Raw genomic sequence first — 9,503 nt, 5'->3', positions numbered from 1 at the left:
GAGATGGATCCGTACAAGGTCATCATCAAGCCGGTCGTCACGGAGAAGGCCGTGGCGATGATAGAGAACGAGAACAAGCTCACCTTCATAGTTGACAGGAGAGCCACCAAGCAGGACATCAAGAGGGCCGTGGAAGAGATGTTCGAGGTCAAGGTCGAGAAGGTCAACACCCTCATAACCATGAGGGGAGAGAAGAAGGCCTACGTGAAGCTCAAGCCTGAGTACAGCGCAAGTGAGGTTGCCGCAAGGATAGGATTGTTCTGACGGGGTGAGTGAGATGGGAAAGAGTTTGATCCAGCAGAGGAGAGGTAAGGGAACCACGACCTTTAGGGCCCCCTCCCACCGCTATAGGGGTGCCGTCAGGTACGTTCCGCTCAACATTACCAAGGAGAAGACTATAGTCGGCAAGGTCGTCGAGATACTCCACGACCCGGGCAGGACCGCTCCGGTCGCCCGCGTCAAGTTCGAGAACGGTATGGAGAAGCTCATCATCGCCCCCGAGGGACTCCTCGTTGGCGAGGAGATAGCGATAGGCCCGAACGCCCCGATCAAGATAGGCAACACCCTTCCGCTCGCGATGATACCTGAGGGAAGCTACGTCTACGACATCGAGGGTGTTCCGGGCGACGGCGGCAAGTACGTCCGCGCTGGAGGTGCCTACGCGCTCGTCGTCAGCAGGGAGAAGGACAAGGTCATAGTCCAGCTTCCGAGCGGTGAGCTCAAGCAGTTCAAGCCCGAGTGCAGGGCCACCATAGGTGTCGTCGCCGGCGGCGGAAGGCTCGAGAAGCCAATCGTCAAGGCGGGCAAGGCCTACTACATCGCCAAGGCCAGGAACAGGTTCTGGCCGAAGCCGAGGGGTGTCAAGATGAACGCGGTGAACCACCCGCACGGTGGTAAGGAGCACCACATAGGAAGGCCGAGCACCGTTTCGAGGCGCGCCCCGCCCGGAAGGAAGGTCGGTCACATAGCCGCGAGAAGAACCGGTAGGAGGAAGTGATGAAGATGGCGAGAAAGAAGGAGTTTAGGTACAGGGGTTACACCTTCGAGGAACTGCTCAACATGTCACTGGAGGACTTCGCCAAGCTCCTCCCGGCCAGGCAGAGGAGAAGCCTCAAGCGCGGTCTTTCCCCGGAGCAGAAGAAGCTCCTGAGGAAGATAAGGCTCGCCAAGAAGGGCAAGTACAAGAAGCCCATAAGAACCCACAGCAGGGACATGGTCATACTCCCCGAGATGGTCGGCATTACCATACACGTCTACAATGGAAAGGAGTTCGTCCCGATTGAGATCAAGGAGGAGATGATAGGCCACTACCTCGGCGAGTTCGCCCTCACGAGGAAGGTCGTCCAGCACGGCTCGCCGGGTGTCGGTGCGACCAGGTCATCGATGTTCGTGGCGGTCAAGTGAGGTGGTTTAGATGAGCAGGGGCAGGTTTTCCTACTCATTCCAAAATTTTGACCCGGATAGAATGGCTCGCGCCAGCGGAAGGGATCTCAGGATATCCCCCAAGCACAGCGTCGAGCTCCTCAGGGAGATAAGGGGCATGATGCTCAACGACGCTCTCCGCTACCTCGACGACGTCATAAACCTTAGAAGGCCGGTTCCGATGAGGCGCTTCAACGACAGCCAGGGCCACAAGCCGGGCAGGGGCTTCGGTCCGGGACGCTACCCGGTCAAGGTCGCCAAGGCCGTTAAGAAGGTCCTCCTCAACGCCAAGAACAACGCCGAGCAGAAGGGCCTCGACCCGGACAGGCTCAGGATAATCCACGCCGCGGCACACAGGGGGCCCGTCCTCAGGGGTTACATACCGAGGGCCTTCGGCAGGGCCACGCCGTTCAACGAGCAGACCACCCACATCGAGATAGTCGTTGAGGAAGTTAGGAGGTGAGACTTTTGGCGATCGAGAGATACTTCATCAAGGAAGGCGTTAAGGAGATGCTCATCGACGAGTACCTCGAGAAGGAGCTCCGCAGGGCGGGCTACGGTGGAATAGACATCAAGAAGACTCCCCTTGGAACCAAGGTCACCATCTTCGCCGCCAACCCCGGCTACGTCATAGGCAGAGGTGGAAGGCGCATCAGGGAGCTCACCAGGATCCTTGAGAGGCAGTTCGGCCTTGAGAACCCCCAGATCGAGGTTGAGGAGATCAAGAACCCCTACCTCAACGCCAAGGTTCAGGCCGTCAGGCTTGCCCAGGCCCTCGAGAGGGGCGTCCACTTCAGGAGGGCTGCCTATTCAGCAATCAGGGCCATCATGAGGAACGGTGCAAGGGGCGTTGAGATTCGCCTGAGCGGAAAGCTCACCGGAGAGAGGGCAAAGAGCGTCCGCTTCTACCAGGGCTACCTCGCCAAGGTTGGCAACCCGGCCGAGACCCTTGTCAGCAAGGGCTATGCCCAGGCCAAGCTCAAGCTCGGTGTCATAGGTGTCAAGGTCTCCATCATGCCGCCCGACGCCAAGCTCCCGGACGAGATTGAGGTCCTTGAGAAGGTTCAGGAGGAAGAGGTGAGCACCAATGAAGCCGAGTGAGATTAGGGAGATGAGCATTGAGGAGATAGACAAGAAGCTCAGGGAGCTCCGCCTCGAGCTCGCCAAGGAGAGGGGTGTGCTCACCATGGGGGCCTCCATCGAGAACCCCATGGTCATAAGGAACCTCAGGCGCGACATAGCGCGCCTGCTTACCATAAAGAAGGAGAAGCTTAGGGAGAAAAGGTGAGGTTCGGTGCCAAGGATTGTTAACCCTCTGGATGAGATGCTCTTTAAGGAGGTCCTGAAGGAGCAACAGAGGATTAGGGTCTACATCGAGAAGGCCAGATACGGAAAGCTTAAAACCATAATCGAGGGCATAGACGAGAAGGAGTTTGACCTCGAGGACATAGCAAAGAAGCTGAAGGCGAAGCTGGCATGCGGTGGGACTGTAAAGAAGGGAAGGATAGAACTCCAGGGCGACCACAGAGAAAGGGTCAAGAAATTGCTCGCAGACCTTGGGTTTTCAGAGGAGCTCATAGAGGTCGAGTGAACCAGAAAAACATAATCTGGAGCGAGCTTATAGGGCTGAAAGCAAAAATTATAAGGGCATCTCATCCAGAGCTGGTTGGCATCGAGGGCTACGTCCTTGACGAGACTAGGAACACCCTCACCATCGGCGGTGAGAGGGTCTGGGTTATCCCGAAGGACGTGGTGGAGCTCGAGTTTGAGGTTGGCGATAAGAGAATCCGGATCAACGGAAAAGAGCTGATTGGAAGACCCGAGATGAGATTGAAGAAGAGGTGGCGAAAATGAGAGAGATTGGATTGAAGGTTCAGCCTCCCGCTGAGAAGTGTGACGATCCCCACTGCCCCTGGCACGGGCACCTCAAGATACACGGCAGGTACTTCGAGGGAATAGTCGTCAGCGACAAGGGCAAGAAGACCGTCGTCGTCGAGAGGCAGCACTACCACTACCTCAAGAAGTACGAGAGGTATGAGCTCAGGAGGAGCAAGGTTCACGCTCACAACCCCGAGTGCATAAACGCCAGGGTCGGTGACAGGGTCCTCATAGCCGAGACCAGGCCGATAAGCAAGACCAAGAGCTGGGTCGTCGTTGCCGTTACCAAGAGGGCTGGCGAGAGGTGATATGAATGGCGAAGAAGGGTGCAGGTGCTACGAGAGGAATTAGTCCAGTCAGGCCGACCCGCGCTCTCCCAATAGGCGCTTACCTCAAGGTTGCCGACAACAGCGGCGCCAAGGTCATCCAGATAATCGGCGTCGTCGGCTACAAGGGCACCAGGAGGAGGCTCGCTAGCGCTGGAGTCGGCGACATGGTCGTCGCCACCGTCAAGAAGGGAAGGCCCGACATCAGGCACCAGGTCGTCAGGGCGGTTATTGTCAGGCAGAGGAAGGAATACAGGCGCCTTGACGGCATGCGCGTCAAGTTCGAGGACAACGCGGCAGCGATAGTTACCCCTGAGGGTGTTCCGAGGGGAACCGAGATTAGAGGTGCCATAGCCAGGGAGGCCGCCGAGCGCTGGGTCAGGCTCGGCAGCATAGCGAGCATAGTGTTGTGAGGTGAGAAAGATGGAGTTGAAGACCAGGCAGCCGAGGAAGCAGAGGAAGTTCCTCTACAACGCTCCCCTTCACCTTAGGAGCAAGATAATGGCCGCCACCCTGAGCAAGGAGCTCAGGAACAAGTACGGCATCAGGAGCATGCCCATTAGGGAGGGCGACAAGGTTCGCGTTATGCGCGGCGACTTCAAGGGCAAGGAAGGAAAGGTCGTTGAGGTGGATCTCAAGAGGTACAGGATACACGTTGAGGGCGTCACCCAGAAGAGGACCGACGGGACCGAGGTGTTCTACCCGCTCCACCCGTCGAACGTTATGATAATCGAGCTCAACCTCGACGATGAGAGGAGAGAGAAGATAATTAATAGGAGGGCTGGTTGATGGCGAGGAAAGGAGCCAAGAGGCACCTTAAGAGGCTTGCCGCTCCCAATCAGTGGTATATACACAGGAAGGCCTACAAGTGGGCGGTCAGGCCGAGGCCGGGTCCGCACAGTATGAAGACCTCGATACCCCTGCTCTACATCGTGAGGGACTACCTCGGCTACGCCAGGACCGCCCGCGAGGCTAGGAAGATACTCAACGAGGGCAAGATACTCGTTGATGGCAGGGTTAGGAAGGACTACAAGTTCCCGGTCGGAATCATGGACGTCATCTCTATTCCCGAGACCGGCGAGCACTACAGGGTTCTTCCGAACAGGATCGGTAAGCTCATACTCCACCCGATAAGCGAGAAGGAAGCCAACATCAAGCCGCTCAGGATAAGCAACAAGCGCATGGTCAAGGGAGCCAAGGTTCAGCTCAACCTCCACGACGGAAGCAACCACCTGGTCACCATCGACGAGAAGGACAAGTACATGACCGCCTACACCGTTCTCATGAAGGTCCCCGACAGGGAGGTCATCGAAGTTCTCCCGTTCGAGGTCGGTGCCTACGTCTTCGTTACCCAGGGTAAGAACGTCGCGAGGAAGGGTAAGGTCGTCGAGGTCAGGCAGTTCCCGATGGGCTGGCCGGACGTCGTCACCATCGAGGACGAGAACGGCGAGCTCTTCGATACCCTGAAGGAGTACGCCTTCGTCGTTGGTAAGGACAAGCCGGAGATTTCCCTTCCGTGAGGTGAGATGAGATGCAGATCAACAGAGAGGCCATCCTTGCAGACTGGGAAGCTCACCCGATGAGAAGGCCCAGGATTGCGAAGGTCACCATAAACATTGGTGTCGGCGAAAGCGGTGAGAGGCTTACCAAGGCCGAGACCATGCTGGAGGGACTCGTCGGCCAGAAGCCGATAAGGAGAAGGGCCAAGCAGACCAACAAGGACTTCGGCATCAGGCGCGGCGAGCCGATAGCGGTCAAGGTCACCCTCCGCGGCAAGAAGGCCGAGGAGATGCTCGACAGACTCCTTGAGGCCGTAGACAGGAAGCTCAAAGCCAGCAACTTCGACGAGCACGGCAACTTCTGCTTCGGAATCCAGGAGCACATCAACATACCCGGCGTCGAGTACGACCCGGAGATAGGCATCTTCGGTATGGACGTCTGCGTCACCCTCGAGAGGCCCGGATTCAGGGTCGCCAAGAGGAAGAGGCAGAGGAAGAAGATACCGAACAGGCACAAGCTGACCAAGGAGGAGGGTATCGTCTTCGCTATGGAGGAGTTTAAGGTCACCGTGGAGGGATTGTGAGATGGCGAAGGCTGACTACAACAAGAGGAAGCCCAGAAAGTTTGGGAAGGGCGCGAGAAGGTGCGTGCGCTGCGGCCAGTACGGGCCGATAATCAGGATACACGGCCTTATGCTCTGCAGGCACTGCTTTAGAGAGATAGCCCCCAAGCTGGGCTTTAAGAAGTACGAGTGAGGTGAGAGGAGATGACTCTACTTGATCCGCTGGCGAACGCTCTCTCCCACATAACCAACAGCGAGAGGGTCGGGAAGAAGGAGGTCTACCTCAAGCCGGCCTCCAAGCTCATGGGAGAGGTCCTCAGGGTTATGCAGGAGAACGGCTACATCGGCGAGTTCGAGTTCATAGACGATGGAAGGGCAGGCATCTACAGGGTGCAGCTCATAGGCAAGATCAACAAGGCTGGCGCAATAAAGCCGCGCTTCCCGGTCAAAGCCAGGGAGTTCGAGGCCTGGGAGAAGAGGTTCCTTCCCGCCTTCGAGTTCGGTATCCTCATCGTCTCGACCTCCCAGGGCGTCATGACCCACAAGGAAGCCATCGAGAAGGGAATCGGCGGAAGGCTGATAGCCTACGTCTACTGAGGTGAGAGCGATGCCGATAGACGCGTGGGTAAGGGAAGAGGTTGAGATTCCAGAGGGAGTCGAGGTCACCGTTGAGGGCAACACCGTCAAGGTCAAGGGACCGAAGGGAGAGGTTGAGAGGGAGCTCAAGTACCCGGGGGTTAAGATCTTCACCGAGGACGGCAAGGTTGTCGTTTACAAGGAGTTCCCGAGGAAGAAGGACATAGCGATAGCCAGGACCTTCAAGGCCCACATTGCCAACATGATCAGGGGCGTCACCGAGGGCTTCACCTACAAGCTCAAGGTCGTTTACAGCCACTTCCCCATGACCGTCAAGGTTCAGGGGGACGAGGTCGTCATCGAGAACTTCCTCGGTGAGAAGAACCCGAGGAGGGCCAAGATACTCCCGGGCGTCACCGTCAAGGTTCGCGGTCAGGAGGTCATCGTCGAGGGCATCGACAAGGAGGCGGTCGGCCAGACCGCTGCCAACATCGAACAGGCCACCAGGATAACCAAGTGGGACAGGCGCGTCTTCCAGGACGGAATTTACATCGTTGAGAAGGCTGGTAAGCCGATAAAGTTCTGAGGTGTGAGAAATGAACGAGAAGGCGAGACTCCTTAGGATAAGGGCCAGGATCAAGAGGAAGAAGCCCCGCTTCCTCCGCCAGGAGTGGTGGAGGTACCCGAAGTTCAAGAACGACCCCAAGTGGCGCAGGCCTAAGGGAATCGACAGCAAGATGAGGCTCAAGAAGAAGGGCAAGCCCCGCTCACCCAGCATAGGCTGGAGTTCACCGAAGGCCGTTCGCGGGCTCCACCCGAGCGGCTACGAGGAAGTTCTCGTCCACAACGTCAAGGAGCTTGAGGCCATAGACCCGACCAGGCAGGCCGCAAGGATCGCGAGAACCGTTGGCGCCAGGAAGAGGGAGGCAATACTCGCCAGGGCGAGGGAACTTGGAGTGAAGGTACTCAACCCGTGAGGTGAGGCTCATGCTCAAGATGCAGAGAAGGATTGCCGCTGATTTGTTGAAGTGCGGTGAGAACAGGGTCTGGATCGACCCCGAGAGGATTGACGACGTTGCGGCTGCCATCACCAGGGAGGACGTGAGAAGGCTTATTAACGACGGTGTCATCAAGAAGAAGCCCGTCAAGGGCCAGAGCAGGGCAAGGGCGAGGGCTTTCCAGGAGGCCAGGAAGAAGGGCCGTCACAGGGGGCCTGGAAGCAAGAAGGGTAAGAAGACCGCCAGAATGGGCAAGAAGGAGCGCTGGATAATGACCATTCGCGCCCTCAGGAAGGAGCTCAGGAAGCTCAAGGCCGAGGGCAAGATCGACGAGCACACCTACAGGAGGCTCTACATCAGGGCCAAGGGTGGCCAGTTCAAGAACAAGAGGCAGCTCTACCTGTTCATGCAGGAGCACGGTATCTTGAAGGAGTGAGGTGAGAGAGATGGCACACGGACCGAGGTATAGGGTTCCGTTCAGGAGGAGGAGAGAGGGTAAGACTAACTATCACAAGAGGCTAGCCCTCCTCAAGTCTGGAAAGCCTAGGCTTGTGGTGAGGAAGACCCTCAACCACCACATTGCCCAGATAGTGGTTTACGACCCAAAGGGTGACAAGACGATAGTTTCGGCTCACACCAGAGAGCTCATGAGGGACTTCGGCTGGAAAGGCCACGGAGGAAACACTCCATCTGCTTACCTGCTCGGTCTCCTCATCGGCTACAAGGCCAAGAAGGCCGGCGTTGAGGAGGCCATACTGGACATAGGCCTCCACCCGCCGACCAGGGGTTCCAGCATATTCGCCGTCCTCAAGGGTGCCGTTGATGCTGGCCTCAACGTCCCGCACAGCGAGGAGATCTACCCGGAGGACTACAGGATAAACGGTGAGCACATAGCCAGCTACGCCAAGGCCCTCAAGGAGGAGGACGAGGCGCGCTATAGGAAGCAGTTCTCCGGTTACCTCGTCAAGGGCCTTGAGCCCGAGAAGCTCCCCGAGCACTTTGAGGAGGTTAAGGCTAAGATAATCGAGAAGTTTGAGGGGGCGAGAGAATGAGCGACCCGAGAGAGATAGCCCAGCGCGTCCTTGAGGAGTGGGAGCCGAGGACCAAGCTCGGTATGCTCGTCAAGGAGGGCCAGATAACTGACATTCACGAGATATTCCGCAAGGGATACCAGATCAAGGAGCCGGAGATAGTTGATGTGCTCCTTCCCGAGGTGAACCTCAGGGAGAACCAGGAGGTTCTTGACATAGCCCTAACCGTCAGAATGACCGACAGCGGCAGGAGGATCCGCTTCCGCGTTCTCGCGGCAGTTGGCAACAGGGACGGCTACGTCGGCCTCGGCATCGGCCACGGTAAGGAGGTTGGAATAGCCATCAGGAAGGCCATCAACTACGCCAAGATGAACATCATCGAGATCAAGCGCGGCTGTGGCTCCTGGGAGTGCAGGTGCAGGAGACCACACTCGATTCCGTTCGCCGTCGAGGGCAAGGAAGGCAGCGTCCGCGTCAAGCTCATGCCGGGGCCGCGTGGACTTGGTCTCGTTATAGGTGACGTCGGCAAGAAGATACTTAGCCTCGCCGGCGTCCAGGACGTCTGGTCCCAGACCCTCGGTGAGACGAGAACCACCGTTAACTTCGCCAAGGCAGTCTTCAACGCCCTCTACAACACCAACCGCGTTGCCATTAAGCCCGAGGACATCGAGCGCTACGGTATCATAGTTGGAAGGGAGATGCCAACAAGCTTCCAGGTTGAGTGAGGTGAGAGAAGATGGCAAAGCTCGCACTCATCAGGCTTAGGAGCGGGATAAGGGCGAGGGGTGAAGTTAGGGACACCCTCGCCATGCTCCGCCTTCACAGGATCAACCACCTCGTCCTCGTCGACGACACCCCTAGCTACAGGGGTATGGTTCAGAAGGTCAAGGACTACATCACTTGGGGCGAGATTGACAAGGAAACCCTCGCCAAGCTCATCAGAAAGAGGGGCAGGCTCATCGGTAACAAACCGGTTACCGACGAGTACGTCAAGGAGAAGCTTGGAATGACCATCGAGGAGTTCGCTGAGAAGGTCGTCAACGGCGAGATGAAGCTCACAGACCTGCCGAACATCAAGCCGGTCTTCAGGCTCCACCCGCCGAGGGGAGGGCTGAAGGGCAGCAAGAAGCGCAGCTTTAGGGAAGGCGGAGCACTCGGCTACCGCGGCGAGAAGATAAACGAGCTCATTGAGAGAATGCTCTGAGGTGGC

General features: G+C 57.5%; 21 protein-coding genes. All 21 read left to right on the top strand.

The window, feature by feature from the left end; translation table 11 throughout:
* Positions 1 to 3 precede the first annotated feature (3 nt).
* The 21 genes from E3E27_RS05770 to E3E27_RS05670 are packed head-to-tail and all read left to right on the top strand — an operon-like array spanning position 4 to position 9,497.
* A complete protein-coding gene (locus E3E27_RS05770; protein ID WP_014788468.1) occupies positions 4 to 264 on the top strand; it encodes a 50S ribosomal protein L23 in 261 nt (86 codons plus the stop codon).
* Between the two features lie 13 nt (positions 265 to 277).
* On the top strand, positions 278 to 997 hold the full coding sequence (locus E3E27_RS05765; protein WP_088864071.1) for a 50S ribosomal protein L2: 720 nt from the start codon (positions 278 to 280) through the stop codon (positions 995 to 997).
* A 5-nt stretch (positions 998 to 1,002) separates the two neighbouring features.
* Positions 1,003 to 1,404: a 30S ribosomal protein S19 gene (locus tag E3E27_RS05760; protein WP_167774046.1), complete on the top strand. Its 402-nt coding sequence runs from the start codon at positions 1,003 to 1,005 to the stop codon at positions 1,402 to 1,404.
* Positions 1,405 to 1,414: 10 nt separating this feature from the next.
* Entirely contained in the window at positions 1,415 to 1,885 is a 471-nt protein-coding gene (gene rplV / locus E3E27_RS05755) for a 50S ribosomal protein L22 (RefSeq protein ID WP_167773831.1), read from the top strand.
* A 5-nt stretch (positions 1,886 to 1,890) separates the two neighbouring features.
* A complete protein-coding gene (locus E3E27_RS05750) occupies positions 1,891 to 2,523 on the top strand; it encodes a 30S ribosomal protein S3 (protein ID WP_014788464.1) in 633 nt (210 codons plus the stop codon).
* A complete protein-coding gene (gene rpmC / locus E3E27_RS05745; RefSeq protein ID WP_014012554.1) occupies positions 2,510 to 2,710 on the top strand; it encodes a 50S ribosomal protein L29 in 201 nt (66 codons plus the stop codon). Before E3E27_RS05750 ends, rpmC begins: the two co-directional genes overlap by 14 nt.
* Before the next feature lie 36 nt (positions 2,711 to 2,746).
* The gene (yciH, locus tag E3E27_RS05740) at positions 2,747 to 3,013 is read left to right on the top strand and encodes a stress response translation initiation inhibitor YciH (RefSeq protein WP_014788463.1); all 267 of its coding nucleotides are present in this window, start codon (positions 2,747 to 2,749) and stop codon (positions 3,011 to 3,013) included.
* Positions 2,899 to 3,276, top strand: coding sequence for a ribonuclease P protein component 1 (locus tag E3E27_RS05735; protein ID WP_083830184.1), 378 nt, complete (start codon positions 2,899 to 2,901; stop codon positions 3,274 to 3,276). The genes yciH and E3E27_RS05735 overlap by 115 nt, the downstream gene beginning before the upstream one ends.
* Positions 3,273 to 3,608, top strand: coding sequence for a 30S ribosomal protein S17 (locus tag E3E27_RS05730; protein ID WP_014788462.1), 336 nt, complete (start codon positions 3,273 to 3,275; stop codon positions 3,606 to 3,608). The genes E3E27_RS05735 and E3E27_RS05730 overlap by 4 nt, the downstream gene beginning before the upstream one ends.
* Before the next feature lie 5 nt (positions 3,609 to 3,613).
* Entirely contained in the window at positions 3,614 to 4,039 is a 426-nt protein-coding gene (locus E3E27_RS05725; protein ID WP_014788461.1) for a 50S ribosomal protein L14, read from the top strand.
* Positions 4,040 to 4,049: 10 nt separating this feature from the next.
* Positions 4,050 to 4,415, top strand: coding sequence for a 50S ribosomal protein L24 (rplX, locus tag E3E27_RS05720; RefSeq protein ID WP_014788460.1), 366 nt, complete (start codon positions 4,050 to 4,052; stop codon positions 4,413 to 4,415).
* On the top strand, positions 4,415 to 5,146 hold the full coding sequence (locus E3E27_RS05715; RefSeq protein ID WP_014788459.1) for a 30S ribosomal protein S4e: 732 nt from the start codon (positions 4,415 to 4,417) through the stop codon (positions 5,144 to 5,146). Before rplX ends, E3E27_RS05715 begins: the two co-directional genes overlap by 1 nt.
* 11 nt (positions 5,147 to 5,157) lie before the next feature.
* Positions 5,158 to 5,709: a 50S ribosomal protein L5 gene (locus E3E27_RS05710; RefSeq protein WP_014788458.1), complete on the top strand. Its 552-nt coding sequence runs from the start codon at positions 5,158 to 5,160 to the stop codon at positions 5,707 to 5,709.
* Between the two features lies 1 nt (position 5,710).
* Positions 5,711 to 5,881 (top strand): 30S ribosomal protein S14, encoded by a 171-nt coding sequence (locus E3E27_RS05705; RefSeq protein WP_012571038.1) that lies wholly within the window; start codon positions 5,711 to 5,713, stop codon positions 5,879 to 5,881.
* Between the two features lie 11 nt (positions 5,882 to 5,892).
* Positions 5,893 to 6,285, top strand: a complete 393-nt coding sequence (locus E3E27_RS05700; RefSeq protein ID WP_014788457.1) for a 30S ribosomal protein S8 — start codon at positions 5,893 to 5,895, stop codon at positions 6,283 to 6,285.
* Between the two features lie 10 nt (positions 6,286 to 6,295).
* Positions 6,296 to 6,850: a 50S ribosomal protein L6 gene (locus E3E27_RS05695; RefSeq protein WP_167773830.1), complete on the top strand. Its 555-nt coding sequence runs from the start codon at positions 6,296 to 6,298 to the stop codon at positions 6,848 to 6,850.
* Between the two features lie 10 nt (positions 6,851 to 6,860).
* Positions 6,861 to 7,241, top strand: a complete 381-nt coding sequence (locus E3E27_RS05690) for a 50S ribosomal protein L32e (RefSeq protein WP_167773829.1) — start codon at positions 6,861 to 6,863, stop codon at positions 7,239 to 7,241.
* A 10-nt stretch (positions 7,242 to 7,251) separates the two neighbouring features.
* On the top strand, positions 7,252 to 7,698 hold the full coding sequence (locus E3E27_RS05685) for a 50S ribosomal protein L19e (RefSeq protein ID WP_167773828.1): 447 nt from the start codon (positions 7,252 to 7,254) through the stop codon (positions 7,696 to 7,698).
* Positions 7,699 to 7,708: 10 nt separating this feature from the next.
* On the top strand, positions 7,709 to 8,314 hold the full coding sequence (locus E3E27_RS05680; protein ID WP_014788453.1) for a 50S ribosomal protein L18: 606 nt from the start codon (positions 7,709 to 7,711) through the stop codon (positions 8,312 to 8,314).
* On the top strand, positions 8,311 to 9,018 hold the full coding sequence (rpsE, locus tag E3E27_RS05675) for a 30S ribosomal protein S5 (RefSeq protein WP_014788452.1): 708 nt from the start codon (positions 8,311 to 8,313) through the stop codon (positions 9,016 to 9,018). The genes E3E27_RS05680 and rpsE overlap by 4 nt, the downstream gene beginning before the upstream one ends.
* A gap of 11 nt (positions 9,019 to 9,029) precedes the next feature.
* Positions 9,030 to 9,497, top strand: coding sequence for a 50S ribosomal protein L30 (locus tag E3E27_RS05670; protein WP_167773827.1), 468 nt, complete (start codon positions 9,030 to 9,032; stop codon positions 9,495 to 9,497).
* Positions 9,498 to 9,503 lie beyond the last annotated feature (6 nt).

The sequence above is a fragment of the Thermococcus sp. MV11 genome, assembly GCF_012027285.1.
Taxonomy (GTDB): domain Archaea; phylum Methanobacteriota_B; class Thermococci; order Thermococcales; family Thermococcaceae; genus Thermococcus; species Thermococcus cleftensis.
The sequence above is the reverse complement of the archived record's forward strand: the minus strand, read 5'-3'. Positions and strand labels throughout refer to the sequence as shown.